Origin of the sequence: Streptomyces sp. P1-3 (genome assembly GCF_050613155.1) — a bacterium.
Classification (GTDB): Bacteria; Actinomycetota; Actinomycetes; order Streptomycetales; family Streptomycetaceae; genus Streptomyces.
In genome coordinates this window covers 3,838,690-3,863,480 of sequence record NZ_CP192512.1, presented here as the reverse complement: position 1 = coordinate 3,863,480, position 24,791 = coordinate 3,838,690, and the positions used below count along the sequence as shown (strand labels likewise).

The 24,791-nt window shown below is 71.3% G+C and carries 24 protein-coding genes and 1 tRNA gene; 11 read left to right on the top strand and 14 right to left on the bottom strand.

Going from position 1 to position 24,791, the window contains the following annotated elements; all coding sequences use genetic code 11:
- Positions 1 to 191 precede the first annotated feature (191 nt).
- The 4 genes from ACQUSR_RS16500 to pdhA form a co-directional block, all read right to left on the bottom strand.
- Positions 192 to 1,049 carry a DUF6457 domain-containing protein gene (locus ACQUSR_RS16500; protein WP_431043328.1) on the bottom strand — a complete coding sequence of 286 codons (858 nt, stop codon included), beginning with the start codon at positions 1,047 to 1,049 and terminating at the stop codon, positions 192 to 194.
- A gap of 236 nt (positions 1,050 to 1,285) precedes the next feature.
- Positions 1,286 to 3,004, bottom strand: coding sequence for a dihydrolipoamide acetyltransferase family protein (locus ACQUSR_RS16495; RefSeq protein ID WP_431043327.1), 1,719 nt, complete (start codon positions 3,002 to 3,004; stop codon positions 1,286 to 1,288).
- Positions 3,004 to 4,050 (bottom strand): alpha-ketoacid dehydrogenase subunit beta, encoded by a 1,047-nt coding sequence (locus ACQUSR_RS16490; RefSeq protein WP_431043326.1) that lies wholly within the window; start codon positions 4,048 to 4,050, stop codon positions 3,004 to 3,006. Before ACQUSR_RS16490 ends, ACQUSR_RS16495 begins: the two co-directional genes overlap by 1 nt.
- On the bottom strand, positions 4,047 to 5,189 hold the full coding sequence (gene pdhA, locus ACQUSR_RS16485; protein WP_431043325.1) for a pyruvate dehydrogenase (acetyl-transferring) E1 component subunit alpha: 1,143 nt from the start codon (positions 5,187 to 5,189) through the stop codon (positions 4,047 to 4,049). Before pdhA ends, ACQUSR_RS16490 begins: the two co-directional genes overlap by 4 nt.
- Before the next feature lie 168 nt (positions 5,190 to 5,357).
- Between pdhA and ACQUSR_RS16480 the strand changes: the two genes are divergently transcribed.
- Positions 5,358 to 5,846 (top strand): Lrp/AsnC family transcriptional regulator, encoded by a 489-nt coding sequence (locus ACQUSR_RS16480; RefSeq protein WP_431043324.1) that lies wholly within the window; start codon positions 5,358 to 5,360, stop codon positions 5,844 to 5,846.
- 120 nt (positions 5,847 to 5,966) lie between these two features.
- Here ACQUSR_RS16480 and ACQUSR_RS16475 read toward each other — a convergent pair whose 3' ends face one another.
- Together ACQUSR_RS16475 and ACQUSR_RS16470 are read right to left on the bottom strand one after the other, a co-directional pair.
- Complete coding sequence (locus ACQUSR_RS16475; RefSeq protein WP_431043323.1) at positions 5,967 to 6,557, bottom strand: TetR/AcrR family transcriptional regulator; 591 nt, start codon at positions 6,555 to 6,557, stop codon at positions 5,967 to 5,969.
- Positions 6,554 to 8,089, bottom strand: coding sequence for a 3-hydroxyacyl-CoA dehydrogenase (locus ACQUSR_RS16470; RefSeq protein WP_431043322.1), 1,536 nt, complete (start codon positions 8,087 to 8,089; stop codon positions 6,554 to 6,556). The genes ACQUSR_RS16475 and ACQUSR_RS16470 overlap by 4 nt, the downstream gene beginning before the upstream one ends.
- A gap of 202 nt (positions 8,090 to 8,291) precedes the next feature.
- On the opposite strand from ACQUSR_RS16470, the gene paaN reads away from it, so the two are divergent.
- On the top strand, positions 8,292 to 9,998 hold the full coding sequence (gene paaN / locus ACQUSR_RS16465) for a phenylacetic acid degradation protein PaaN (protein WP_431043321.1): 1,707 nt from the start codon (positions 8,292 to 8,294) through the stop codon (positions 9,996 to 9,998).
- A 50-nt stretch (positions 9,999 to 10,048) separates the two neighbouring features.
- Here the strand turns inward: paaN and ACQUSR_RS16460 are convergent, their stop codons facing one another.
- From ACQUSR_RS16460 to ACQUSR_RS16450, 3 genes are all read right to left on the bottom strand, one after another.
- On the bottom strand, positions 10,049 to 10,831 hold the full coding sequence (locus ACQUSR_RS16460; RefSeq protein ID WP_431043320.1) for a TrmH family RNA methyltransferase: 783 nt from the start codon (positions 10,829 to 10,831) through the stop codon (positions 10,049 to 10,051).
- A 25-nt stretch (positions 10,832 to 10,856) separates the two neighbouring features.
- The gene (locus ACQUSR_RS16455) at positions 10,857 to 12,185 is read right to left on the bottom strand and encodes an HTTM domain-containing protein (RefSeq protein WP_431047629.1); all 1,329 of its coding nucleotides are present in this window, start codon (positions 12,183 to 12,185) and stop codon (positions 10,857 to 10,859) included.
- Between the two features lie 140 nt (positions 12,186 to 12,325).
- A complete protein-coding gene (locus ACQUSR_RS16450; protein WP_431047627.1) occupies positions 12,326 to 13,078 on the bottom strand; it encodes a DUF5819 family protein in 753 nt (250 codons plus the stop codon).
- 144 nt (positions 13,079 to 13,222) lie between these two features.
- Between ACQUSR_RS16450 and paaA the strand changes: the two genes are divergently transcribed.
- From paaA to ACQUSR_RS16420, 6 genes are all read left to right on the top strand, one after another.
- Positions 13,223 to 14,173 carry a 1,2-phenylacetyl-CoA epoxidase subunit PaaA gene (gene paaA / locus ACQUSR_RS16445; RefSeq protein ID WP_431043319.1) on the top strand — a complete coding sequence of 317 codons (951 nt, stop codon included), beginning with the start codon at positions 13,223 to 13,225 and terminating at the stop codon, positions 14,171 to 14,173.
- The gene (gene paaB, locus ACQUSR_RS16440; protein ID WP_431043318.1) at positions 14,170 to 14,469 is read left to right on the top strand and encodes a 1,2-phenylacetyl-CoA epoxidase subunit PaaB; all 300 of its coding nucleotides are present in this window, start codon (positions 14,170 to 14,172) and stop codon (positions 14,467 to 14,469) included. Before paaA ends, paaB begins: the two co-directional genes overlap by 4 nt.
- Positions 14,466 to 15,167 carry a 1,2-phenylacetyl-CoA epoxidase subunit PaaC gene (gene paaC, locus ACQUSR_RS16435; protein WP_431043317.1) on the top strand — a complete coding sequence of 234 codons (702 nt, stop codon included), beginning with the start codon at positions 14,466 to 14,468 and terminating at the stop codon, positions 15,165 to 15,167. The genes paaB and paaC overlap by 4 nt, the downstream gene beginning before the upstream one ends.
- Positions 15,161 to 15,658 (top strand): 1,2-phenylacetyl-CoA epoxidase subunit PaaD, encoded by a 498-nt coding sequence (paaD, locus tag ACQUSR_RS16430; protein ID WP_431043316.1) that lies wholly within the window; start codon positions 15,161 to 15,163, stop codon positions 15,656 to 15,658. Before paaC ends, paaD begins: the two co-directional genes overlap by 7 nt.
- Complete coding sequence (locus ACQUSR_RS16425; RefSeq protein ID WP_431043315.1) at positions 15,658 to 16,752, top strand: 2Fe-2S iron-sulfur cluster-binding protein; 1,095 nt, start codon at positions 15,658 to 15,660, stop codon at positions 16,750 to 16,752. The genes paaD and ACQUSR_RS16425 overlap by 1 nt, the downstream gene beginning before the upstream one ends.
- A gap of 151 nt (positions 16,753 to 16,903) precedes the next feature.
- Positions 16,904 to 18,073, top strand: a complete 1,170-nt coding sequence (locus ACQUSR_RS16420) for an acyl-CoA dehydrogenase family protein (protein ID WP_431043314.1) — start codon at positions 16,904 to 16,906, stop codon at positions 18,071 to 18,073.
- A gap of 122 nt (positions 18,074 to 18,195) precedes the next feature.
- On the opposite strand, the gene ACQUSR_RS16415 is transcribed toward ACQUSR_RS16420, so the two are convergent.
- The 4 genes from ACQUSR_RS16415 to ACQUSR_RS16400 all read right to left on the bottom strand — a co-directional run bounded on the left by ACQUSR_RS16415 (position 18,196) and on the right by ACQUSR_RS16400 (position 21,765).
- Complete coding sequence (locus tag ACQUSR_RS16415; RefSeq protein WP_431043313.1) at positions 18,196 to 18,543, bottom strand: rhodanese-like domain-containing protein; 348 nt, start codon at positions 18,541 to 18,543, stop codon at positions 18,196 to 18,198.
- 52 nt (positions 18,544 to 18,595) lie between these two features.
- Positions 18,596 to 19,465: a hypothetical protein gene (locus ACQUSR_RS16410; RefSeq protein WP_431043312.1), complete on the bottom strand. Its 870-nt coding sequence runs from the start codon at positions 19,463 to 19,465 to the stop codon at positions 18,596 to 18,598.
- Between the two features lie 129 nt (positions 19,466 to 19,594).
- Positions 19,595 to 21,079 carry a DUF2252 domain-containing protein gene (locus tag ACQUSR_RS16405; RefSeq protein WP_431043311.1) on the bottom strand — a complete coding sequence of 495 codons (1,485 nt, stop codon included), beginning with the start codon at positions 21,077 to 21,079 and terminating at the stop codon, positions 19,595 to 19,597.
- Positions 21,080 to 21,393: 314 nt separating this feature from the next.
- Positions 21,394 to 21,765, bottom strand: a complete 372-nt coding sequence (locus ACQUSR_RS16400) for a winged helix-turn-helix transcriptional regulator (RefSeq protein ID WP_431043310.1) — start codon at positions 21,763 to 21,765, stop codon at positions 21,394 to 21,396.
- Between the two features lie 190 nt (positions 21,766 to 21,955).
- On the opposite strand from ACQUSR_RS16400, the gene ACQUSR_RS16395 reads away from it, so the two are divergent.
- Positions 21,956 to 22,609, top strand: coding sequence for an FMN-dependent NADH-azoreductase (locus ACQUSR_RS16395; protein WP_431043309.1), 654 nt, complete (start codon positions 21,956 to 21,958; stop codon positions 22,607 to 22,609).
- 208 nt (positions 22,610 to 22,817) lie between these two features.
- Here ACQUSR_RS16395 and ACQUSR_RS16390 read toward each other — a convergent pair.
- Positions 22,818 to 22,901 (bottom strand) — tRNA-Leu (locus tag ACQUSR_RS16390).
- Between the two features lie 467 nt (positions 22,902 to 23,368).
- On the opposite strand from ACQUSR_RS16390, the gene ACQUSR_RS16385 reads away from it, so the two are divergent.
- Complete coding sequence (locus ACQUSR_RS16385; protein ID WP_431043308.1) at positions 23,369 to 24,235, top strand: FhaA domain-containing protein; 867 nt, start codon at positions 23,369 to 23,371, stop codon at positions 24,233 to 24,235.
- Between the two features lie 10 nt (positions 24,236 to 24,245).
- Positions 24,246 to 24,782 carry an FHA domain-containing protein FhaB/FipA gene (locus ACQUSR_RS16380; protein WP_431043307.1) on the top strand — a complete coding sequence of 179 codons (537 nt, stop codon included), beginning with the start codon at positions 24,246 to 24,248 and terminating at the stop codon, positions 24,780 to 24,782.
- Positions 24,783 to 24,791: the final 9 nt, after the last annotated feature.

Sequence of the window (24,791 nt, the reverse complement as noted above, 5' to 3'; positions counted from 1 at the left end):
GGGCGCACCAGACCGGACGGCGGCAGACCCACCGGGCCGGACGGCGGCGGTGCCACCACCGCGCCCATCGCCGCGCCCATCGCCGCGCCCATCGTCGCCGCCCCGGCGCCCGTCGTTGCGACCGCCACGCCCCTCGTTGGCGAGCGCCAGCGCCTGCTCGACCTCGCGGTCCACGTCCCGCTCCCGCCCGGTCATCCCGCGGACTGCCCCGGCGTCCCGGTCTCGTCGGCCCACCGGGCAGCCAGCGCGACGGCCTTGCGGGTCGCCTCGGCCAGCTCTTCGGGGCCGCCGCCCCGCTGCGCGGCGGCGTAACCGACGAGGAAGGTGGTCAGCGGCGCGGCAGGGCGGGCGACCCCGTGGGCCGCGTCCCGGGCAAGGTCGAGAAGCGCGGCCGTGTCGACGTCGAGATCGATACCGAGCTCCGCCTTGACTGCGGAGATCCATTCATCCAGCACGTGTCCATGCTCCCTGATGCGCGCGCGGGCCGCGCTGATGTCATCCCAGGTGTCGCAGTCGAACGACGCACTGGGGTGGTGCAGGCGGCCGAGCGACAGTTCGGCGGTCAGGAGCCGCAATGGCAGGCCGCTCAGGCGGCCGTGCTCGGTGGCGAGCAGCGCGAGCTCGCGGCGCAGGGATTCGGCGCGGTAGGCCGCGACCAGCGGCTGTTCGCGGCCCGAGCCGTCCGTGAGCAGCATGCCCTCCGTCCCGGCCTCGGCCAGCCCCGCCCGCAGCACCCCGACCGTGTCCGCCGTGAGAAACGGCAGGTCCGCCGAGAGCACGAGCACGACGGGGGCGGTCACCTCGCACAGCCCGGCGGCGAGCGCGGCCAGCGGACCACCGCCGGGTGGTTCCTCACGCGTCCAGCGCACGGGTCGTGCGGTGGGACGGCGCGGGCCGACGACAACGGTCCGCCGGGCGTCGGCGCACGCGCTCAGCACCCGGTCGAGCAGTGCTCGCCCACCCACGCTCAGGCCGGGCTTGCCGGCACCGTCCAGCCGCCGCGCCGCGCCCCCGGCGAGGATCACCGCGTCGTATCCACCCGCGCTCATCCCACGAGTATGGCCGCACCCCGGCGTCGTCCCGCTCCCGCCTAGGCCTTCTCCCATCGACCACGCCGCGCACCGCACCGCACGCACCGCACCGCACCGCACCGCACCAAGCCATACGGGAGCCGACCACCCGATGCCACCCGACCGTACGAGCACCGACCACCCATACGACCCGGTCGCACGAACACCCGACCACCCCTTACGACCCCCGGTCGTAAGAGCGCCTGCCGGGCCCGTCAGACGGACCGCAGCAGCACCGCTGGATGCTCGACGCAGTCGGCCACGTACCGCAGGAATCCTCCAGCGGTCCCCCCGTCGCACACCCGGTGGTCGAAGGTGAACGACAGCTGCACCACCTTCCGTATCGCCAGCTCTCCCTCGTGCACCCACGGCTTGGGCACGATCCGCCCGACGCCGAGCATCGCGGCCTCGGGGTGGTTGATGATCGGTGTCGAACCGTCGACCCCGAACACGCCGTAGTTGTTCAGCGTGAACGTGCCGCCCGTCAGCTCGGCGGGAGTGATCCGGCCCGCCCGCGCCGCCTCCGTCAGGCGCGCCATCTCCGCGCCCAGCCCCTCGGCACTGCGTGTGTGCGCGTCCCGTACAACGGGGACGACCAACCCGCGGTCGGTCTGCGCCGCGAAGCCGAGGTGTACGGCGGGCAACCGGACGATCTCCCTGGCCTCGGTGTCCACAGTGGCGTTGAGCTCGGGGAACCGGGCCAGTCCTGCCGTACAGATCCGTGCCAGCAGGGCGAGCAGCGAGATCGTGGGCCCGCCGGCCGCGTTCATCGCGGAGCGGGCCGCGAGGAGTTCGGTGGCGTCGGCGTCCACCCAGCAGGTGGCATCAGGGATCTCGGTCCGGCTGCGGCTGAGCTTGTCCGCGACCGCCCCGCGCAGCCCTCGCAGCGGTATGCGCTCCACTCTCGCCGGCAGTCCCGTCGGCCCTCCGGCGCCCATCGCCCCAGTGCCCGTACCGGCACTGACACCCACCGACCGGGTGCCTGTACCGACACCCACCGCGGCGGGGCCCGTACCGACCACGCCTCCAACCGGCACGCCGAGCCCCTCGCCGACGGCCACGCCCGCCCCCGGCCTAGGCGCCGTGACGTCAGCGCCCGCCCGTACGGCGCGCTCGACATCGGCTCGCAGGATCAGCCCGTCGGGGCCGCTACCGGTCACCTCCCGCAGGTCCAGCCCGTGCTCCCGGGCGAGTCGCCGGACCAGTGGGGAGATCACCGCCACCGGTGCCTCGGGAGCGGTACCCGGCGCCGCGTGCTCCGCCGCCCCCGCACCGCCCACCGCGCCCGCGGCCCGGGCTTCCACATGACCTCGGCCTGGACGAGCGCCCTGGTCCCACACCGCACCGTCGCCGCCCGCACCACTCACCACCGCACCGCCGGCGGGCGCCTCGGGACCCCGCACAGGACCGCTCACCGCCGGACCGCCGACAGCCACCTCGGGGCCCCGCACCGGACCACCGCCCGTGCGGGAGCCGCCCCCCGGGCCTCCCACGCCGCCCACCGGCCGTACCCGCCGCCTGCGGGCAGCCGGTGCCCCGGTGCCGTATCCGACCAGCACGTTGCCCGAGCCCTCATCAGCGCCGGTGCCCGCTGCCGCGCTCGCGCCCGCACCGGATTCGCTTCCGGTGCCCGTTCCGCCGACGGACCCGGTGTCCGGTGCCGCCGCGCCGCCGGAGGTGCCCCCCACGGACGGGACGGCGACGGTCAGCAGCGGGGCCCCCACCGGGAGTTCGGTGCCCTCCTCACCGAAGCGGGCCGTCACCACGCCTCCGTACGGACACGGCACTTCCACCATCGCCTTGGCGGTCTCGACCTCCACCACCAACTGGTCGACGACGACCACTTCGCCCACGTCCACCAGCCAGCGCACGATCAGCGCCTCGGTGAGGCCCTCGCCCAGATCGGGCAGCGTGAACTCGCGTACCACCGGCATCAGTCCCCGCTCCCCTCAGTCCACTGCGACTCCCACTGGAGCCGGGCCACGGTGTCGAGCACCCGGTCCACGCCCGGCAGATGGTGCCGCTCCAGCTTGGGCGGCGGGTACGGGATGTCGAACCCGGCGACCCGCAGCACCGGCGCCTCCAGATGGTGGAAGCAGCGCTCAGTGATCCGTGCGGCGATCTCTCCTCCGGGGCCGCCGAAACCGGCCGACTCGTGCACCACGATCGCCCGGCCGGTCCTGCGCACCGACGCGCAGACCGTCTCGTCGTCGAACGGCACCAGGGAGCGCAGGTCGACCACTTCGAGGTCCCAGCCCTCGGCGCGGGCCGCCTCGGCGGCCTCCAGGCACACCGGCACCGACGGTCCGTACGAAACGAGCGTCGCGGCTCCCCCGGCCCCCGATGAGTGCCGCCGCACCACCGCGCGCCCTATGGGCGCGACCTCCTCCGGCCGGTCGGCCGACCAGTCCGCCTTCGACCAGTACAGCCGCTTGGGTTCGAGGAAGACCACCGGGTCGTCCGAGGCGATGGCGGCGCGCAGCAGTCCGTAGGCGTCGGCGACGGTGGCCGGGGCGACGACGTGCAGGCCGGGCGTGGCCATGTAGTACGCCTCGGAGGAGTCGCTGTGGTGCTCGACACCGCCGATCCCGCCGCCGTAGGGCACCCGCACGGTCAGCGGCAGCGGCAGCGCGCCGCGCGTGCGGTTCCGCATCCGCGAGACATGGCTGATGAGCTGCTCGAACGCGGGATAGGCGAAGGCGTCGAACTGCATCTCGACCACGGGTCGCAGACCGTACATCGCCATTCCGACGGCGGTGCCCAGGATGCCCGCCTCCGCCAGCGGCGTGTCCGTGCACCGGTCGTCGCCGAACTCCTTGGCCAGGCCGTCGGTGATCCGGAAGACGCCGCCGAGCGTGCCCACGTCCTCGCCGAGGACGTGCACCGACGGGTCCTCGGCCATGGCGTCGCGCAGCGCGCGGCCCAGCGCCTGCGCCATGGTGGCGGGCTTGCGGGCGGTCTCGACAGTCGCGGTGGTCATCGCTCCCCCTCCTGCTCCTGGGATTCGGCGTCGAGCTCGGCGCGCAGCTGTGCCGCCTGCTCCCGCAACTGGCTGGTCTTCTCGGCGTAGACATGCTCGAACAGCTGCATCGGGTCCAGCACGGGCTCCTGGTTCATGCCCTCCCGGAGCCGCGCGGCCATGGCCTCGGCTGCCTGGCGGGCGGCCTCTATGCCGTCGTCGTCGATGAGAGCGCGTCCTCTCAGCTCGGCTTCCACCAGGTCGATCGGGTCGTGGGCGCGCCACGCGGCCAGCTCCGCTTCGGACCTGTAGCGGGTCGCGTCGTCGGCGTTGGTGTGCGCGTCGATCCGGTAGGTGACGGCCTCCACGAGAGTCGGCCCGCCGCCCTCGCGGGCCCGCCGCACGGCCTCGGACAGCACCTGGTGGACCGCCACCGCGTCGTTGCCGTCGACCAGCCTGCCGGGCATGCCGTATCCGACGGCCTTGTGGGCCAAAGAGGGGGCCGCCGTCTGCTTGGCGAGGGGCACGGAGATCGCGAAGCCGTTGTTCTGGACGAGGAAGACCACCGGTGCCTGCCAGACCGCCGCGAAGTTCAGGGCCTCGTGGAAGTCGCCCTCGCTGGTGCCCCCGTCCCCCACCACGGCCAGTGCCACCACGTCGTCGCCCTTGAGCCGCGCGGCGTGCGCGAGGCCCACCGCGTGCGGGAGCTGGGTGGCCAGCGGGGTGGACAGCGGCGCCACTCGGCACTCGTGCGGGTCGTAGCCGTTGTGCCAGTCTCCGCGCAGCAGGGTGAGCGCCTGCACCGGGTCCAGGCCCCGGACGACGGCGGCCAGGGTGTCGCGGTAGCTGGGGAAGAGCCAGTCCTGCTCCTGCAGCGCCAGTGCGGCGGCCACCTGGCACGCCTCCTGGCCGGTGGAGGAGGGGTAGACGGCGAGTCGGCCCTGCCTGGTGAGCGCGGTCGCCTGCGCGTTGTACCGGCGGCCGCGCACCAGTTCCTCGTACAGCCTGGTCAGCAGCTCGGGAGCGACATCCGCCGCGGCGGGCGTGCCCAGCACACGGAACGGCTCCGCGTCGGGCAGCAGCGGCGCCGCCTCGACACGCGGCCGCCAGGCGGGCGGGGGAGTCGGCCGGTACGCACCGGGCTGCTCAAGGACCGTCATGGCGACCTCCTCGTAGGGGGAAGCTGGGGAGGGACCGGGTAGATCCCTCACCTACCGATTGTTCGGTCGTCGGCACATTTTGGCTACAGGCGACCGCAGCCTGTGGACAAACGGTTTTCCACAGCATGGGATGAAGGCAGAGCGTCCACGAAGGGGAGGCGGGGCGGTATGCAGGACGAACAGATGGCCAACTACGGAGGAAGGCCCCCCGCCCGGCCGCTGGACGGCGTGGACCGCGACATCCTGCGCATGCTCCAGACGGACGGCCGCGCCTCGGTACGTTCCGTCGCCGAGCGGGTACACATCTCGCGGGCCAACGCCTACGCCCGCATCAACCGCCTCATGGACGACGGGGTGATCCGCGGCTTCTCGGCCCAGGTGGACCAGGAGCGGGCGGGGCAGAGCGCGTCCGCGTACATCACGTTGAAGATCGTGCAGAATTCGTGGCGCACGGTCCGCGAGCAGTTGCGCGCCCTGCCGGGCGCCGCTCATATCGCCCTGGTCAGTGGCGATTTCGATGTCCTGCTGCTGGTGCACACCGCCGACAACCGCTCGCTGCGCGAGCTGGTGCTGACCCGGATCCAGTCCATCCCGGAAGTGCTGAGCAGCCGCACGCTGCTGGTGTTCGAGGAGACGGACCTGGCCACCGAGCCCTGACCGGGCCCACCGAGTCCTGCCCGGGCCTCCGGGCCCCGACCGGGGCCGGGGGCGTCCGAGCCGTCCGCTCCCGCCTGACGGCCCCGGCCGGGCCGGTGCCCGAAGCCGGGGCCGGGCGGCTCAGGTCCGCAGCCCCGCGAACGCGGTACGGACCACGGCCTCGGCCACTTCTTCGCTGGTCGCGGCGCCGCCGCGGCCCGGCCGGTACCACTCCACAATGGAGTTGATCATGCCGAAGAGCAGCCGGGTCGCCAGCCGGACGTCAACGTCCCCGCGCAGATCGCCGTCGGCCGCCGCCTGCTTGAGCAGTTCGGCCACCTCGTGGTCGAACTCGCGCCGCCGCTCCATGGCCCACCGCTCGGTGTCGGTGTTGCCGCGCACCCGCAGCAGCAGCGTGACGTACGGCAGTTCCGCCATCAGCACCTCGGTGGTGCGCCGGGTCACGTACTCCAGCCGGTCGATCGCCCGGCCCTCGCCCGCGGCGGACTCCTGGAGGATGCCGAACAGACCGTCCAGGGCGCGGCTTATCGCGCGCCGCAGCAGCTCCTCCTTGCCCTTCACGTGGTGGTAGATGGAGGACTTGGAGATGCCGGCGGCACGGGAGAGATGCTCCATCGAGGTGCCGTCGTAGCCGCGCTCGTTGAACACCTCGACGGCGACCGCGAGCAGCGATTCGGGCGTGTAGGTGTCGCGCTTGGCTGCCATGGTCATGAGGGAACCACATCCTCTGCCACGTACGCACGGCGGATCAGCCCCAGCGACGGGGCGTAGCGGCCGGTCGGGAATCGCTTGTGCAGCTCCGTGAGCAGGTCGTACAGCGTCCCGTGCCCCACCTGTTCGCCCCAGGCCAACGGGCCCTGCGGATAGTTCACGCCGAGGCGCATCGCGGTCTCGACGTCCTCCGGCGAGGCGACGCCCTTGGCGACCGCGTCGGCGGCGAGGTCCACCAGCATCGCGACCGTCCGGGCCACGATCATGCCGGGAACGTCGCCGATGACGCTGACCTTCTTGCCGAGCGCCTGGAACAGCCCGACGGCGTCGTCGACGAGGGCCCGCGGGACGTCTTCCGCCGCCGAAACGGCGACACGCGTGGCCGAGCGGTAGTCCAGCGCGAGGTCGAAGTAGACGATGTCGTTGTACTCGATGGAGGTCGCGCCGTCGGCCAGGCAGAGCCTGCCGCCGGCCGGGAGCTGGATGCCGGGCCGGTCCGCGTCGGTGCGGCGCACCCGGATCCCCGCCTCCTCGATCATCGCGGGCAGCGCCGCCGCCGGTCCCTCCAGAGTTCCGCGGATGACGACGGAGGCGGGCGGGTCCGCGGGCTCGGCGGTGTGCGGCTCGGGCCGCTGGGCGCCTTCCGCGTAGTCGTACCAGCCGCGCCCGGACTTCCGGCCGAGCAGACCGGCCTCGACCATCCGCCGCTGCGCCAGCGAGGGGGTGAATTTCGGATCGTGGAAGAACGATTCCCATACGGATCGCGTGACGGCCTCGTTCACGTCCTGGCCGATGAGGTCGGTGAGCTCGAACGGCCCCATCTTGAATCCGCCGGACTCGCGCAGCACCGCGTCGATGGTGGCCGGATCGGCCGCCCGCTCCTCATAGACGCGGAAGGCCTCGGCGTAGAAGGGACGAGCGACCCGGTTGACGATGAAACCGGGGGTGTCGGTGCAGCGCACCGGCGCCTTGCCCCAGGCCGCGACGGTCTCGTACGCCAGGTCGGCAGCGGCCGCGTCGGTGGTGAAGCCGCTGACCACCTCGACCAGCGGCAGCAGCGGCGCGGGGTTGAAGAAGTGCAGGCCGACGACACGGCCGGGCACGCGCAGGGCGCCCGCCACGGCGGTGACGGAGAGGGAGGAGGTGTTGGTGGCGAGCAGACACCGTTCGGAGACCACCGACTCCAATGCGGTGAACAGCTGCTGTTTGGCGCCCAGTTCCTCCAGGATCGCCTCGATGACCAACGCGGCGTCCGCCAGCCCGGCCAGTTCGCCGACGGGGGTCAGCCGCTCCCGCGCCGCGTCCCGCTCCTCGGCCGGAATCCGCCCCTTGTCGACCAGCCGGTCCAGACGCGCCATGATCGCGTCGGCGGCGGTTTTGGCTCGGCCCGGAGCCACGTCGTAAAGCCGCACCGGGTGGCCGGCGACCAGTGCCACCTGGGCGATTCCCTGCCCCATGATGCCGGTGCCGACAACGGCGACGGTGCTGTTGTGCGCGATTCCCTGGCTGTCGTCCCGGTCATTCGCAGTCATGCAGCTCATCCTCCCGGACAAGTTGTCCACAGCTTCGACAGGCCCCCTTGCCCCGACCGATCGTTCGGTTAATCTATCCCTGTCACACCGCAGCCGCCCACCCGTCCCTCAGTACCGCCCCCACAGTGCCGATTGCGGCCACCGCCGCGTGGGGACGCCGCCGGCGCCCCTTTCTTGGAGCTCACCGAGGAGTTGGTCAGTCGTGACCGCCGGATTCAGCACAGCGCAGTTGATCGAGAAGCACCGCCCCACACTCGACCAGGCCCTGGACACGATCCGCACCCGCGCGTACTGGTCCCCGCACCCCGAGCACCCCAAGGCGTACGGCGAGAACGGCAGCCTGAGCGCCGCCGACGGCCAGGCCGCCTTCGACACGCTGCGCGACACCCGCCTCGACCTGGGCCAGCCCGGCACCGACGGCTGGGTTGGCGGTGAAGTCTCGCCTTTCGGCATCGAGTTGGGCGTGGAGTACCCGCACCCCGACATCGAGGTGCTGCTGCCTGCGATGCGCTCCGGGATGGCGGCCTGGCGCGACGCCGGGCCCGAGGCCCGCGCCACGGTCTGTCTGGAGATCCTCGCCCGGATCAGCGCCCGCACCCATGAATTCGCCCAGGCCGTCATGCACACGAGCGGACAGGCGTTCATGATGGCCTTCCAGGCCGGCGGCCCGCACGCCCAGGACCGCGGCCTGGAGGCCGTCGCGTACGCATTCGCCGAGCAGACCCGCACCCCCCTGACCGCCGACTGGTCCAAGCCCCAGGGCAAGCGCGACCCGCTCGAGCTGCGCAAGGCGTTCACCGCCGCCCCCCGCGGCATCGCCCTGCTGGTCGGCTGCAACACCTTCCCGACCTGGAACGGCTACCCCGGCCTGTTCGCCTCCCTGGCCACCGGAAACCCCGTGCTGGTCAAGCCGCACCCGCGCGCCGTGCTGCCGCTCGCGCTCACGGTGCAGGCGGCCCGGGAGACGCTGAGCGACGCCGGATTCGACCCGAACCTGGTCGCCCTCGCCGCCGAGCGACCCGACGAGGGCCTGGCCAAGACACTCGCGGTCCATCCCGACATCCGCATCATCGACTACACCGGCTCGACCGCCTTCGGCGACTGGCTGGAGGCCAACGCCCGCCAGGCGCAGGTCTTCACCGAGAAGGCCGGGGTCAACACCGTCGTCATCGACTCCACCGACGACTACAAGGGCATGCTGGGAAACCTGGCGTTCTCCCTCTCCCTCTACAGCGGCCAGATGTGCACCACCCCGCAGAACCTGCTCATCCCCCGCGACGGCATCGACACCGACGCCGGCAGCAAGACCTACGACCAGGTGGTGGCCGACCTGGCCGCGGCGGTCGACGGGCTCCTGGGCGACGACGCCCGGGCGAACGCCCTGCTGGGCGCCATCGTCAATCCGCAGGTGGGCGAGCGCGTCGACGCCGCCACCGAACTGGGCGAGGTCGCTCTCGCCTCCCGCCGGGTCGCCAACCCCGACTTCCCCGGCGCCACGGTGCGCACGCCGGTCATCGTCAAACAGGACGGTGCACGGAAGCAGTGGGAGGACGCGGACGCCGACGCCGCGTACCTCACCGAGTGCTTCGGCCCGGTGTCCTTCGCCGTCGCCGTGGACTCCACCGACGACGCGATCGCGCTGCTGCGCCGCACTGTCCGGGACAAGGGCGCGATGACCGTCGGGGCGTACACCACCTCGCCCGCCGTGGAGCGGCTCATCGAGGAGGCGTGCCTGGAGGAGTGCGCCCAGCTCTCGCTGAACCTCACCGGTGGTGTCTATGTGAACCAGACCGCCGCCTTCTCCGACTTCCACGGCTCGGGCGGCAACCCGGCCGCCAACGCCGCACTGTGCGACGGGGCGTTCGTGGCGAACCGCTTCCGGATGGTGGAAGTGCGCCGCCCGGCCTGACGCCCGGGGCCCTCCCGGGCCGGCCTCCCCTTCCGGCCCGGGAGCCACGATCAGCCGCGCGGCAGCTGGCCGGTCTGCGCTGGGGGCGGGCCTCCCCAGTGGAAGAGAGCCATGGCCACACTCGTGGCGAGGTTGTAGCTGGACACCTGGGGTCGCATGGGGAGTGCTACGAGCTCGGTCGCCCGGCTGCGGAGCTCCGGCGAGATCCCGTGGCGCTCAGACCCGAATGCGAGCAGCGCATCGTCCGGGAGCACCACGGACCTGATGTCCTCGCCTTCCGGGTCCAGGGCGTACAGCGGCCCGGGCGGGAGATCACCGAGCGACACCCGCTCCACTGCGGTGGCGAAGTGGAGACCCGCACCCGCTCGCACCGCGTTGGGGTGCCATGGATCCATATCACCCGTGGTGACGACACCCGTGGCTCCGAGACCAGCGGCGAGCCGGACCACGGCACCGACATTCCCGAGATTGCGGGGGTTGTCCAGCACGACGACCGGCGACAACCGCGGCAGCCTCGACAGCTCGTCCCGGTTCGCCTGGCGGCTGGGCCTGACCGCTACGGCGGCGACCTGCGTGGGGTGAACCCGGGGCAGTAGATCCCGCAAGGCCTGCGTCGGCACCTCGACAACCAGATCACCAATCACGTCACTCAGGTCGTCGGCCAAGTCGGCCGCGAGTGCCAGCACGGAGTCTTTGTCGCTCGTCAGCGCCAGCCGCACGTTCGCCCCGAAGCGGAGCGCGTGCTTGAGGGCATGGAAACCGTCAAGCAGCACACCGTCAGGAGCAATCTCCCGCCATTGCTGCACAGCCCTCGTGGCTTCGTCGTCGGTCATCCCCTCAGACTACGGCTCAGGGCTCTCACCAGGGCCTTCGCTCCTGCGGGCGCGCGGTACCCAGCCGGAGCCACTGCCGAACGTGACGGGCCCGCGCCCCCGCCCAGATCAGGAAGGCCGTCGGGAGGAACACCGCGTCCGCCGCGATCATGGCGAGGGAGAAGAACGGCAGGCCCAGCAGGATCGCGATACCGATGTGCTCCAGCACCATCAGGGCGATCAGCACGTTCTTTATCTTCCGGTGGAAGACGGTGAACGGGAAGGCCACCTGGATGACGACCGTGCCGTAGGTGAGCACCATCACCACCAGGCCGCTCTTCACGAGCAGGTCGGCCAGCGCCGGCCAGGGGGAGAAGTACTCGAGGTGCAGGGGGTAGTAGAGCGCGGTGCCGTCCTGCCAACGCGACCCCTGGACCTTGTACCAGCCCGCGGTGGCGTATATCAGGCAGACCTCCGCCATGATCACCAGCAGTGTGCCGTTGTGGATCAGGTGGGCGACCGAGTCCAGAACGGTCCGCGGTTCGCCCGGCGCGTAGCGCCGTACCAGCCACCACAGCGCCTGGACGACCCACAGGCCCCACAGGACGGTGGCCCAGCCCAGGCCCGGGAGCGGCCCGTTCGCCGTCCACGCCAGCTGGGAGTCGGTGAACATCTGCAGGGCGGCGAGTGCGAGCCCGGTGCCGGCCCACAGCACGGCGCCGGTGGCATCGCGCGGCTGACCGTCCGCAGCCTGGCGGGCGGACTGCCGGGCGGCACGGCGCGCGTCGAGGGACCACACCTGTCCGCAGCGGGTCAACACCAGGTACGTCGACATCAGATGGATGACGTTGTCTCCGCCGTCCCCGAGGAAGACGCTGCGGTTCTGCAGAGAGAGCACGCCGATCATGAAGAGCACGGACATGGTGCGGGTGCGCCAGCCCAGCATCAAAAGGGCACTGGAGACGATCGCGAGCGCGTAGACGATCTCGAACCAGGCCGTGCTGTCGGACCACACGAGCAGCGTGAAGGCGTGGTTGCCGTCGACGAGCTGGCGGGCCATGTCCAGGCTGAACGGGCCGTCGGGGCCGTACAGCTCGCGGCGGTGCGGCCACTCGCGCAGCAGGAAGCACAGCCAGGTGAAGGCGAACCCTATCCGTATGACGGCGCTCTGGTACGGGCCGAGGGAGGAGCCGGTGACCTGGGCGAACGCGGCCTCGACGCGACGGCCGAAGCGGGCCCGGGCCGACGGCGCGGCCCGGGGCGGGGCGCCGATCGGCGGCGCGTACAGGGGTGGCGGCGGTGCCAGGGGGGCGGCGTGCGGCGAGTGCGGGTGCGTGGCCGGAGGGCCGGGCGCCGGGGGGAGGGCCTCCGGCACGGGTGCCGCGGAGGGCGGTGGCGGCACCTGCCGCGGCAGCGTGGGTGGCGGGGTCGGCGTCTGTGACGGGGCGGAGCCCGGCTGAACGTCCGGTGCGGGCTCCGGCTCGTGGCCGGGGGAGGGCGGCGCGGCGGGATGGGTCACCGGCTGGTCCCCTCAGGTATGTCGGCGGCGGTCACGGTCCACCAGGGCAGCTGCCGGTGGACGGTCCTCAGGTCGATCTTCTCGTCGCTCCACGGCGGCGGGGCGACGGGTCTGGTCACGGACCTGATCTGCACGCGCTGGACCGTGCGGCCGTCCTCTTCGCCGCCGATGCGGAGCATCACGATCCGCCGCAGGTACTCCCCGAAGAGCTGTCCGCGTCGGCCGATGGGCTGGTCCTGGGCGTCGTGCGAGCCTACGTAGAAGTCCCAGGCGCGGCGCAGTTCGTTCTGCTGGGTGTGGCTGGGCAGAAGGCTGTGGCGGATCGCGTCCCCGTCCTGGGCGGTCAGGTCCTTCCAGCCGGTGGTGGAGATTCCCCCCTCCGGCGCACGGACCTCGGCACGCACCTGGACCGAGACGTTCTGCTGCAGCGGATTGGGGGCGAAGAGCTTCCAGTTCTGTTCGAACTCGGGATAGATGTAGTCATCGATCGTCTCGCCATGCTGCTTGCTGGCGGTGTTCGGCGGTGCGACGTGCAGGAACACCATCGTGAGATGCACGGCCACAGCCACCGCGACGGCCGCGGCCGCCAGCGCGATGATCAGCTGTCCGGGCAGCGAGAGCCCGGCGGCGCCGCCCGCCTTCTGCTCTTCCGGCTCCATTCCCGCCCCGATCCCCGTGGTGCTGCCCTGTGCTGGCTCCTGCCGCCCCTGCTGCCGGCGGCCGCGCGGTCCGACGTCCCGCCCCGGCACGGTACCCACGCGGGCGCACCAGGCACAGAGGCCTCGGAGTTATCCACAGGGTTGACACCCTACGTTCCCTCGCCCCACCATTGAACCGAACGATCGGTCGGTTGGGTCGGCCGGTCACCCGGCAGCGACGGCGAGGGGGCTGGCATGACCACGATGGCGGCGGGCGCGGAAGCGTATGAGGCGGTGTTCGACGCCGCACTGGCCGCGGACGAGCGCATCGAGCCACGTGACTGGATGCCAGACGCCTACCGCGCCTCACTCGTCCGCCAGATAGCCCAGCACGCGCACTCCGAGATCATCGGCATGCAGCCGGAGGCCAACTGGATCACCCGCGCACCCTCCCTGCGGCGCAAGGCGATCCTGATGGCCAAGGTGCAGGACGAGGCAGGCCACGGCCTGTACCTGTACAGCGCGGCGGAAACCCTCGGCACCGGCCGCGACGAGCTGCTGGACAAACTCCACTCGGGCCGCCAGAAATACTCGTCGATCTTCAACTACCCCACGCTGACCTGGGCCGACGTCGGCGCCATCGGCTGGCTGGTGGACGGCGCCGCGATCACCAACCAGGTGCCGCTGTGCCGCTGCTCCTACGGCCCCTACGCCCGCGCGATGATCCGCATCTGCAAGGAGGAGTCCTTCCACCAGCGCCAGGGATACGAACTGCTGCTGACCCTCAGCAAAGGCACCGAGGAGCAGCACGCCATGGCACAGGACGCCGTCGACCGCTGGTGGTGGCCATCGCTGATGATGTTCGGCCCACCGGACGCCGAGTCGGCACACTCCGCCCAGTCCATGGCATGGAAGATCAAGCGGCACTCCAACGACGAACTACGACAGCGCTTCGTCGACATCTGCGTCCCCCAAGCCGAAAGCCTCGGCCTGACCCTCCCCGACCCCGATCTGCGATGGAACGAGGAACGGGGCCACCACGACTTCGGGCCCATCGACTGGGAGGAGTTCCACCAGGTGCTGCGAGGCGACGGCCCGTGCAACGCCCAGCGCCTGTCCCAGCGGCGCCGGGCACACGAGGAAGGCGCCTGGGTGCGCGAAGCGGCCGCGGCCTATGCCGCGAAACACGGAGAGGCACGGTCATGAGCACGGACACGGGTCAGGGCGACTGGCCGCTGTGGGAGGTGTTCGTCCGCAGCAAGCGCGGACTGAGCCACACCCACGCCGGAAGCCTGCACGCACCGGACGCCGAGATGGCGCTGCGCAACGCCCGCGATCTCTACACCCGCCGTTCGGAAGGCGTCTCGATCTGGGTGGTGCCCTCCGCCGCGATCACCGCTTCGTCGCCGGACGAGAAGGACCCGTTCTTCGAACCGTCCGCGGACAAGCCCTACCGGCACCCGACGTTCTACGAGATCCCCGAGGGGGTGCGGCACCTGTGACCGCCGCACTCGCCCTGGGCGACGACGCGCTCGTGCTCTCCCACCGGCTGGGGGAGTGGGCAGGACACGCCCCCGTGCTGGAGGAGGAGGTCGCCCTCGCCAACATCGCCCTGGACCTGCTCGGCCAGGCGCGGATCCTGCTGTCCCTGACCGGAGACGAAGACGAACTCGCCTACCTCCGCGAGGAACGCGCCTTCCGCAACGTCCAGCTCGTCGAGCAGCCCAACGGCGACTTCGCCCACACCATCGCCCGCCAGCTGTACTTCTCCACCTACCAGGAGCTGCTGTTCGAACAGCTCGCCGACGGCTCCAGCGCCTTCGCCCCACTCGCCGCGAAGGCCGTCAAGGAAGTCGCCTACCACCGGGACCACGCCGAGAACTGGACACTGCGGCTCGGCGACGGCACATCCGAGAGCCACCAGCGGATGCGCCGCGGACTGGACACCCTGTGGCGTTACACCGGCGAACTGTTCGATCCGGTCGAGGGCTGCGAAGCCGACTGGACCGCACTGCGCGACAACTGGCTGAACCGCATCGGATCCGTACTGGACCGCGCCACCCTGCCCCTGCCCGAAGGACCGCAGCGCGACGCGTGGACAGCCGGCGGCGGACGCCAGGGCATCCACACCGAACCGTTCGGCCTGATGCTCGCCGAGATGCAGCATCTGCACCGCAGCCACCCGGGGGCGACATGGTGACCCTCACTCCACTCGAAGCCGAACTCGCCGAACTCGCCGGTTCCGTACCCGACCCGGAACTGCCCGTCGTCACCCTCGCCGAGCTGGGCGTGCTGCGCGGACTCCACGTCGTGGCCCCTGGCAGAGTCGAGGTCGAACTGACCCCCACCTACACCGGATGCCCGGCCGTCGAAGCCATGGCCGCGGACATCGAGCGCGTCCTGCACGACCACGGCATACCGCAGGTCGAGGTCCGCACCGTACTGTCCCCGCCCTGGACCACGGACGCGATCACCGCCGAAGGACGCCGGAAACTGGCCGAGTCCGGTATCGCACCACCCCGCGCCGCCGCCGCGACGGCAGGCCCGGTGCCGCTGACCCTGGCCATCCGCTGCCCGCACTGCGGCTCCACCGACACCACCCTGCTGAGCCGCTTCTCCTCCACCGCCTGCAAAGCCCTGCGCCGGTGCGAGTCCTGCCGCGAACCCTTCGACCACTTCAAGGAGTTGTGATGGCCAGCCAAGCGCCCACCGCAGGCCACCACGGCGCCTTCCACCCGCTGCGGGTGACAGCGGTGGACCAGCTCACCGACGACTCCGTCGCCATCACCCTGGCCATACCGGCCGCACTGCGCGACACTTTCCGCCACCTGCCCGGACAGCACATCGCGGTGCGGCGGTTCGTGGACGGCGCGGAGATCCGGCGCACGTACTCCATCTGCACTCCCGCTCCGGACACCGCCGCCGACCCGCAATCCCTCCAGGTGGGAGTGCGGCTCGTCGACGGCGGAGAGTTCTCCACCTACGCCCTGAAGCAACTCGGCCCCGGTGACACCATCGAGGTGATGGCCCCCGCCGGACGCTTCGTCCTCGAACCGCGGGCCGGAAGCTTCGCCGCGATCGTCGGCGGCAGCGGCATCACTCCCGTGCTGTCCATCGCCACGACACTGCTGGAACGCCGCACCGACACCCGCTTCTGCCTCATCCGCAGCGACCGCACCGCCGCCTCGACGATGTTCCTCGAAGAGGTCGCCGACCTGAAAGACCGCTGGCCCGACCGGTTCCAGCTGGTCACCGCGCTTTCCCGGGAGGAACAGCAAGCCGGCCTGGTCTCCGGGCGGCTGGACGAGCAGCGGCTGGCCACCCTGCTGCCCGCCCTGCTGCCCGTGGCATCGATAAACGGCTGGTTCCTCTGCGGCCCCCACGGGCTGGTCCAAGGCGCCGAGCGGGCGCTGCACGCCCTCGGCGTCCCCCGCGACCGTGTCCACCAGGAGATCTTCCACGTGGACGACGGCGCCTCACTGGCCCCGAGCAACCGCCAGGCCCCCAGCCACAGCACGGTCACCGCGACTCTGGACGGCCGGTCGGGCCGCTGGCCCGTACAGGACGGGGAATCGCTGCTGGAGACCGTCCTGCGCAACCGCGCCGACGCGCCGTATGCCTGCAAGGGCGGGGTGTGCGGGACCTGCCGGGCGTTCCTGGTCTCGGGCGAGGTGCGAATGGACCGGAACTTCGCGCTGGAGCCGGAGGAAGTGACTGCGGGCTATGTGCTGGCCTGCCAGTCGCACCCGCTCGACGAGGAGGTGGAGCTGGACTTCGACCGTTGACCGGCGCCCCTTGCGGCAGGTGCACCCGATTCCGACGCGCGCTGACCGTGCCGAGCCGTTCCCTTCTCCTAGAACGTGTTCTATCTTGACGAGCCGTCAGGCAATGTGACGCCTCGTCAGTCAGGCCGGTGCGTACGGAGGGACGGCGACCGTGGACTTCACCTTCACCGAAGAGCAGCAGGCAGCCATGGAGACGGCACGAGCGGTCTTCTCCGGCACCCATCCGGACGACGTTCCCAGCCCCGCCCTCACCCCCGGGGCGGTCGCCGACGACATCGACCGCCCGCTCTGGCGCAGACTCGCCGACGCCGACCTAGTGGGCCTCACCCTCGACGAACGGTACGGCGGCGCGGGACTCGACCCGATCGCGCTCTGTCTTGTTCTGCGCGAAGCCGGCCAAGTCCTCGCCCGCGTACCACTGCTGGAGAACAGTGCGGCCGCACTCACCATCCAGACCTACGGCAGCACCGAACTGCGCCACGCCATACTCCCCCGCACCGGGCGCGGCGAACTGATCCTCACCACAGCCGCCAGCGGACGCACCGGACACGACCCAGCCGAGCTGGCCGTCCAGGCACACCACCGCACCGACACCTGGACCCTCGCCGGCGTGCAGACCACCGTGCCCTGGGCACACCACGCGGACAGGGTGCTGAGCCCCGCCCAGACCGAAACGGGGCACACCGTACTGGCACTGATCCCCCGCACCCATGACGGCGTCACACTGCTGGAGCAGGTCTCGACCAGCGGCGAGCAGTACGCCGAACTTCACCTGGACGCCGTGCGGATCAGCAACTCCGACGTCATCACCGCAGACGGCGCATGGGAATGGCTGCGGCACCTACTCACCACCGGAACCTGCGCGCTCGCCCTCGGCCTCGCCACCCGCGTACTCGCCATGACCAGCGAGTACACCGGGAAACGCGAACAGTTCGGCTTCCCGCTGGCCACCTTCCAGGCAGTCGCCGTCCAGGCCGCCGACCGCTACATCGACCAGCGCGCGATGGAAGCCACACTCTGGCAGGCCGCATGGCGGCTCACCACCGACCACCAGCCCACCACCGCACCCCAGGACACAGCGACCGAGACAGGCACCCTCCCCGCCGCCGCGGACATCGCCGTCGCCAAGATCTGGGCCGCCGAAGGAGTACGCCGCACCGTCCAGACCGCACAGCACCTGCACGGCGGCTTCGGCGCGGTCACCGACTACCCGCTGCACCGCTATCACGCCTGGGCCAAACAGCTGGAACTCTCACTCGGCTCCGCCGCCGCACACGAGGAGGCACTCGGCGACCTACTCGCCGCCCACCCCCTCACCTGACACCACCGCCCAGACCACCACCAGCCGGTCACAGACCGCAGAAAGACCGCGCCCAATGCACGGCCGCGACAGGCAGCCGAGAGGCCTTCACCCGACAGCGAAGCGGCGACCGGTACAGGCCGCTAAAGGACGAAGGCGTCCGCCTCGGCCCGTCCGCTGATCAGCGGACGGCCCGCCGCGTCCCAAGCGAGCATGCCGCCACCGACGTTCACCGCGTCCAGGCCCTGTGCGATCAGGTACTGCGCCACCTGCGCCGACCGGCCGCCGACCCGGCACACCACATGCACACGCCGACCATCGGCGACCGCCTCAGTCAGCTCACCGAACCGGGCGACGACCTGACGCATGGGGATGTGCAGCGCCCCCTCAGCATGCCCGGCCACCCACTCGTCGTCCTCCCGAACGTCCAGGAGGAAACCATCGACGGGCACCGCCGCGGCGGCGACCTCGGGAAGCTGGCCAAATTGCATCAGTCGTACCTCTCTCACGCCTGGTCCGGCGACAGTCCTGGACTAAGGGAACCTACTGCACAAGCTCCGCAAGCCGGGCTTCCTTCTCCGAGACCTGCGCGAGCAGCTGCTCGGCGATCTCCTCCAGCAGCCCGTCCGGGTCCTCCGGCGCCATCTTGATCATCGCGCCTATCGCGCTCGACTCCATCTCGGCGGCCATCGCGGCCAGCAGTTCCTTACGCTCGGCCAGCCACTCCAGCCGCGCGTACAGCTCCTCGCTGCGGCTCGCCCGCCGCTCCGCGGGCCGCGGGCCGGCCGCCCATTCGTCCGCCAGCGCCTGCAACGCGGCCTCGTCCCCCGCTGCGTACGCCGCGTTGACCCGCACAATGAACTCGCCGCGCCGCACCCGCTCGTCCTCGGAATCCGCCAGGTCCGGGTGCGCGCTACGGGCCAGCTCACGGTAGAGCCGCCGGGCCTCCTCGCTCGGCCGCACCCGCGACGGCGGCTGCACCGGCTGCTCATTGAGCATCGCCGTCCCCTCCGGCGACAGGCCCTCCGAGTCGATCCAGCCGAAGAACAGCTCCTCCACGTCCGGCATCGGCATCACCAGGCCACGCGCCTCCTGCGCCCGGCGAACGTCGTCCGGGTCCCCGGTGCGCGCCGCGATCGCCTCCGCGATCAGCGCGTCGAGTTCATCGAGCCGCGAGTACACGGGCCCGAGCCGCTGGTGATGCAGGCGGGAGAAGTTCTCCACCTCGACCCGGAAGGTCTCCACCGCGATCTCGAACTCGATCAGTGCCTGCTCCGCCGCTCGCACCGCCTGCTCCAGCCGCCGCGTGCCCGCCGCCTCCGCTGCCTGCGCGGCCTCGGCCGCTGCCGCGTCCACCTGCGGTTCCGTTCCCGCGGCCGACTGCCCTGCCTGGTGCGCTTCCGGGTTCGTCACCCGCCCAGCCTACGTCCGGCCCACCACCACCGAGACATCCCCGCCGCAGAGCGCACCCAACCGGGCGGAAACGCCAGGGGAGGGGCCCCTCCCCCCTCCCCTCCCCCCCCCGCCCCCTCGGTTGCCTGGTCAGACGCCCGGCTCTGCCGCTATGCGGCCCGTGCGGATCGCCGCCACCAGGTCGGCGTGGTCCGCCTCCGTGCGGTCGGCGTACGCCACGGCGAACGCGGTGACGGCCTCGTCCAGCTCTTCGCTCTTGCCGCAATAGCCCGCGAGCAGGCGCGGGTCAGCGGTGTGCGTGTGGGCGCGCGCCAGGAGCGCGCCGGTCATCCGGCCGTAGTCGTCCAGCTGGTCCGGGGCCAGCGCCGCCGGGTCCACACTGCCCTTGCGGTTGCGGAACTGCCGAACCTGATACGGGCGCCCTTCGACCGTGGTCCACCCCAGCGCCATGTCGCTGACGACCTGCATCCGCTTCTGTCCGAGCACCACGCGTCGGCCCTCGTGCTCGACCACCGGAACATCGAACCCCGCCTTCGCCACATGGGGCAGCAGTGCGGAGGGCCGGGCCTCCTTGACCTGGAGCACCAAGGGCTCGCCCCGGTGGTCCAAGAGCAGCACCACATACGACCTGGTCCCCACGCTTCCGGTGCCGACCACCCGGAACGCCACGTCTTGTATCGCGTAGCGAGCGAGCAGCGGCAGCCGGTCTTCGGGCAGCGTCCCCAGATACTCGCCCAACGACGCGGCGACGGCCGCCGCCTCCTCGTCGGGTATTCGGCGCAGCACCGGTGGGGCGTCGACGAAGCGCCGTCCGCCATCCGCCGTGGGTTCGGTCGCCCGGGCCGCGAACCGGGCGCTGGTGTTCCGCCGGGCTTTGTCCGAGACCCGCTCCAGCGTTCCGAGGAGGTCCTTGGCATCGGTGTGGGAGACCAGTTGCTCGTCGGCGATGGCGTGCCATGCCTCGGCCGCGGGCAGCTTGGCCAGCAGCCTCAGGGTTCGCCGGTACGCGCCGACCGCGTCGTAGGCCGCCGCCCGGCAGGTGTTCTCGTCCGCGCCGGTCTCCCTGCCGGCCAGGACCAGCGAGGTCGCCAGGCGCTTCACGTCCCACTCCCACGGACCGTGCACGGTCTCGTCGAAGTCGTTGAGGTCGATGACCAGGCCACCGCGCGCGTCGCCGTACAGTCCGAAGTTGGCGGCGTGGGCGTCGCCGCATATCTGCGTCCCCACGCCTGTGACCGGGGTGGCGGTCAGGTCGTACGCCATGAGACCGGCCGATCCGCGCAGGAAGGCGAACGGTGTCGCGGCCATCCGGCCGGCCCGTATCGGCGTGAGCTCGGGCAGCCGCCCGGCACTGGACTGCCTGACCGCGGTCACCGCGTCCGGCCGCCCGTCGGCCAGGCGCGGCGCGGCGTGCGCGGACCGGGGCACGCGCTCGCGCAGCGCCTTGCCTTCCCGCTTCGCGCCGCCGTTCCGCTCCCGGGCGAACCCGGGCACGTGAGGCAGCAGTCGGCTCGCCGGGAGGATCCGTTCCGCCAGCCGGGGCCCGGCCGCGGACGCCGTCTCGGCCCCGGCGGTAGCCGCTGCCCCGTCCCCGGGCATTTCGGCGTCAGTCATCGTGAGCCCCCCGTTTTCTCCCCCCGGCCTCTCCCAGACTGGGCCGATGTCGACTGCCTCGACGGTACAACCGGGGGCACAAGGCGGTGAGAGCCTGTGGATAACCGTCCGGGAGCCCCGCGGGCAACTCCGGTCGCCTGTGGAAAACATCGGCCGAGAGTGCTCCCGTCGGCCGTGAACTGCGCAGCTCATCATCTGCGTGACTGCCCAGGCCGGCCCCCGAACTGCCGGGTCGGCCGCTGCACTGCCCAGGTCGGCCCCGAACTGCCAGGTCGGCCGCCGTACCGCCCAGGTCGGCCCCCGTACTGCTCAGGTCATCTGCGGAACCGCTCGGGGCAGCCGCCGCCGTCCGGGAGGTAGGTCTCCGCCCACCGTGACAGTTCCTTCAGCGCGGGCTCCATCGCCTTGCCCGCAGCGGTCAGCCGGTACCCGACCCGCAGCGGAGGCCCCTCGTCGACTTCCCGTGCGACCAGGCCCACCCCAGCCAGCTCAGCGAGCCGGTCCGACAGCATCCGCTCGCTGATGCCGGGGATCGCCCGCCGGATCTCCGCGAAGTAGGCCCCTCCCCCCATCAGCACCGCGACGATCAGCCCGGTCCACCGCTTCCCGAAGAGCTCGAAGACGCGCGTCATGTCGTCGCCGACCTTCTTGCACGCATGCTCGCTGCGCTCGCCGGGATCTCTCATACCCCCAGGTTACCGCCTTCCCGTACGGGACTATAAAAAAGTAAGCTACTGTGTTAAACATAGTTACGCACGGAACTCCGGAGGCCCTTCAACCGCCTGAGCTCGTGCACCGATGCCGCTACCGACGTCCCCCGACGTCCTCACCGAGCTCGCCGGTCCGCCCCGGCGACCTGATCCACGGAGCCACACCATGCCCACGCTGCTGCACATCGACTCGTCCATCTACCCGACCGAAGGCTCTGCCTCCCGCCCTGTCACCAACGCATTCCGCAAGGAGTGGGAAGCCCAGCACCCCGACGGCACGGTCATATATCGCGACCTCGCCGCCGATCCGCTGCCCCACCTGGACGCCGCCGCCTTCACCGCGGGATTCGTGAGCCCGGACGAGCGCTCTCCCGAGCAGCAGGCCGCCTTCGCGCTCCGTGACACGCTGGCGACCGAGCTCGAACAGGCGGATGTGGTCCTGATCGGCGCCCCGATGTACAACTTCACGATCCCGTCCAGCCTCAAGGCATGGCTCGACCACGTGATCATCATCGGGCGTACGTCTCTGACCGAGGCCCCCAGCGCCGCCGGCACCCCCGCGGTCGTCGTGGCCAGCCGTGGCGGCGGCTACGGTCCGGGCACCCCGCGCGAGAGCTTCGAGTTCGTGACCAACTACCTGGACAAGGCCCTCAACGGCGGACTCGGCCTCGAGGTCGACTTCATCGTTCCGGAGCTGACCCTGGCCCGTACGACCCCGGCCATGGCCGACCTCATCGAGCTCTCCGACGCCTCGAAGGCCAAGGCCCACGAGGACGCCGTCGGCAAGGCCAAGGAGCTCGCCGCCCGGTTCGCCGCGTAGGCCCGCAGCCGCGTAAGCCCGCCCCCGGGGCCTCCCGGCTCCGTACGGTTGCGCACGGTACCGCCGACCGTACGGAGCCGCACCTCAGCCTCAGCCCCGCAGGCTCAGCCATCCAGCCGCAGCCGCAGCCGCAGTGAGAAGAAAGCAGAAACGAGAACGGGCCCCCACTCGTGACATTCGTCACGAACGGAGACCCGTTCTCTCTGTGTGCGCGAGGGGGGAGTTGAACCCCCACGCCCTTTCGGGCACTGGAACCTGAATCCAGCGCGTCTGCCTATTCCGCCACCCGCGCATGGGTGTTGCCGTGAGATTCTCTCTCAAGTCACCGGGCGGTTTCGTCCGGCTCGTTTTCGTGAGCGCCTTCCGACATGCAGAACATTAGCACGCTGCGGAGGGTGCCTTCACACCCGTTTCCGCCGCCGGCAGCGGGCTGCGATCAGGGACATGGATCACACCGGATCGAGCGCGCGGAGCGGGGCCAGTCGCCCGCCGGGCAGCTCCCCCAGGCCGCCCGGGCGTCCCCCAGGCGGCCCTCTTACCGCCCCCGACCGCCCCGGACCGGTGCGGGCCGCCCCCCAGGCGTCCGAAGACCTCGCCGGTTGCGGGACACTGTCTTGAAGCCGCCTCTACGATCCCTTGTGAGAGGTCACACTGCTCCACAGGGCCAGGAAGGGGAACCACCCGATTTCCCGACGCGTGGATACGATCAGTAAGCAGTATCAGGACGACACTGAGGAAGACTGAGGAAGGAGGTGCCCCGTGGGAGTACTCAAGCGCTTCGAGCAGCGTCTCGAAGGCCTCGTCAACGGCACCTTCGCCAAGGTGTTCAAGTCCGAGGTCCAGCCCGTGGAGATCGCGGGCGCGCTCCAGCGTGAGTGCGACAACAACGCCACCATCTGGAACCGCGACCGGACGGTCGTCCCCAACGACTTCATCGTCGAGCTGAGCGCGCCGGACTACGAGCGCCTCAGCCCGTACTCCGGTCAGCTCGGCGACGAGCTGTCCGGAATGGTCCGGGACTACGCCAAGCAGCAGCGGTACACCTTCATGGGTGCCATCAAGGTGCACCTGCAGAAGGCCGACGACCTGGACACGGGCCTGTACCGGGTCCGCAGCCGCACCCTGGCCGCCAGCGAGTCGCAGAGTCCGCCACAGGGCGCGCAGGGGCAGGGCCGCCAGCCGCAGGGGCCGCACGCGCAGGCGCCCGCGCAGCGGCCTGCCGGGGCGCGGTCCGGGCCCGGGCATCCGCCGCAGCCCGCGGGCGCGCCGCCCATGCCCAGCGCCCCGCCCGGTGCCGCCAGGGCCGGGTCGCGTACGGGCGCCGCGGGTGCCCCGTCCCATGGGCAGACCCGCCGCTGGATCGAGATCAACGGCACCCGGCACCAGATCTCCCGGCCCACGCTCGTGCTGGGCCGGAGCACCGACGCGGACGTCCGCATCGACGACCCCGGAGTGTCCCGCAGGCACTGCGAGATCCGGGTCGGATCACCCTCGACCGTCCAGGATCTGGGGTCGACCAACGGCATCGTGGTAGACGGACAGCACACCACGCGCGCTACGCTCCGCGACGGCTCGCGCGTCGTCGTGGGCAGCACCACCATCGTTTACCGGCAAGCCGAAGGGTGAAGCGGGGGCAATGTCAGAGCTGACCCTCACGGTCATGCGGTTGGGTTTCCTCGCCGTACTGTGGCTGTTCGTCATCGTGGCCGTCCAGGTCATTCGCAGCGACCTGTTCGGGACCCGCGTGACACAGCGCGGATCCGCGCGCCGGGGCGCCCCCGACCGGCCGCAGCAGGGGCAGCGGCAGGCGGCGGCGCCGCAGCAGCGGCAGCAACAGCAGCCGTCCGGAGGCCGCGGAGGCGGCCGGGGCCGGCGGGGCGCGCCGACCAAGCTGGTGGTCTCCGAAGGGACGCTGGCGGGCACCACGGTCGCGCTCCAGGGGCAGACGATCACGCTGGGCCGGGCGCACGACTCCACGATCGTGCTGGACGACGACTACGCCTCCAGCCGGCATGCCAGGATCTACCCGGACCGTGACGGCCAGTGGATCGTCGAGGACCTCGGGTCGACCAACGGCACGTATCTCGACCGGACCCGGCTCACCACGCCGACCCCTGTTCCGCTGGGCGCGCCGATCCGTATCGGCAAAACCGTCATCGAGCTGCGGAAGTAGTACGACCAT

Bases quoted from the DNA above. Each gene is read 5' to 3' on its own strand.
- ACQUSR_RS16500 (WP_431043328.1), bottom strand. From the start codon at position 1,049: ATGAGCGCGGGTGGATACGACGCGGTGATCCTCGCCGGGGGCGCGGCG.
- ACQUSR_RS16470 (WP_431043322.1), bottom strand. From the start codon at position 8,089: ATGACTGCGAATGACCGGGACGACAGCCAGGGAATCGCGCACAACAGC.
- pdhA (WP_431043325.1), bottom strand. From the start codon at position 5,189: ATGACGGTCCTTGAGCAGCCCGGTGCGTACCGGCCGACTCCCCCGCCC.
- ACQUSR_RS16415 (WP_431043313.1), bottom strand. From the start codon at position 18,543: ATGCAATTTGGCCAGCTTCCCGAGGTCGCCGCCGCGGCGGTGCCCGTC.
- ACQUSR_RS16490 (WP_431043326.1), bottom strand. From the start codon at position 4,050: ATGACCACCGCGACTGTCGAGACCGCCCGCAAGCCCGCCACCATGGCG.
- ACQUSR_RS16380 (WP_431043307.1), top strand. From the start codon at position 24,246: ATGTCAGAGCTGACCCTCACGGTCATGCGGTTGGGTTTCCTCGCCGTA.
- ACQUSR_RS16480 (WP_431043324.1), top strand. From the start codon at position 5,358: ATGCAGGACGAACAGATGGCCAACTACGGAGGAAGGCCCCCCGCCCGG.
- ACQUSR_RS16395 (WP_431043309.1), top strand. From the start codon at position 21,956: ATGCCCACGCTGCTGCACATCGACTCGTCCATCTACCCGACCGAAGGC.
- ACQUSR_RS16400 (WP_431043310.1), bottom strand. From the start codon at position 21,765: ATGAGAGATCCCGGCGAGCGCAGCGAGCATGCGTGCAAGAAGGTCGGC.
- ACQUSR_RS16475 (WP_431043323.1), bottom strand. From the start codon at position 6,557: ATGACCATGGCAGCCAAGCGCGACACCTACACGCCCGAATCGCTGCTC.
- paaD (WP_431043316.1), top strand. From the start codon at position 15,161: ATGGTGACCCTCACTCCACTCGAAGCCGAACTCGCCGAACTCGCCGGT.
- ACQUSR_RS16460 (WP_431043320.1), bottom strand. From the start codon at position 10,831: ATGACCGACGACGAAGCCACGAGGGCTGTGCAGCAATGGCGGGAGATT.
- ACQUSR_RS16405 (WP_431043311.1), bottom strand. From the start codon at position 21,079: ATGACTGACGCCGAAATGCCCGGGGACGGGGCAGCGGCTACCGCCGGG.
- paaB (WP_431043318.1), top strand. From the start codon at position 14,170: ATGAGCACGGACACGGGTCAGGGCGACTGGCCGCTGTGGGAGGTGTTC.
- ACQUSR_RS16495 (WP_431043327.1), bottom strand. From the start codon at position 3,004: ATGCCGGTGGTACGCGAGTTCACGCTGCCCGATCTGGGCGAGGGCCTC.
- ACQUSR_RS16425 (WP_431043315.1), top strand. From the start codon at position 15,658: ATGGCCAGCCAAGCGCCCACCGCAGGCCACCACGGCGCCTTCCACCCG.
- paaA (WP_431043319.1), top strand. From the start codon at position 13,223: ATGACCACGATGGCGGCGGGCGCGGAAGCGTATGAGGCGGTGTTCGAC.